This window comes from Tsukamurella pseudospumae (assembly GCF_001575205.1).
In the GTDB taxonomy this organism is placed as follows: Bacteria; Actinomycetota; Actinomycetes; order Mycobacteriales; family Mycobacteriaceae; genus Tsukamurella; species Tsukamurella pseudospumae.
Genome location: NZ_LSRE01000032.1, coordinates 1 through 253 on the forward strand (window position 1 = coordinate 1; position 253 = coordinate 253).

Here is a 253-nt window from a genome sequence, read left to right on the forward strand (position 1 = left end):
CCCGCCAGGCGAAGAGACGCAATGGGATTGGTTGGATCTACCCGATCCGCCAGCGGCGTGGGGGTGGGGCAAGACCGCGCACCTGTTGGTTGGAACGTTGTCGTGTTCAAGGCGGTGGCGAGGTTACCTCGCCCCGAATACGACACGCCCGCAGGTGATCGTCGGCCTGGACCGGATCACCCGCCGGCTCGGTGGGGTGACCCGCAACTGGCGGTTCGACCGGATGGCCACGGTCTGCCACCCCTCCAGCGGG

At 68.0% G+C, this 253-nt stretch carries 1 pseudogene; it reads left to right on the plus strand.

Going from position 1 to position 253, the window contains the following annotated elements:
- Nucleotides 1-253, plus strand: a pseudogene (locus AXK61_RS25750) (IS21 family transposase); the annotation flags it as partial.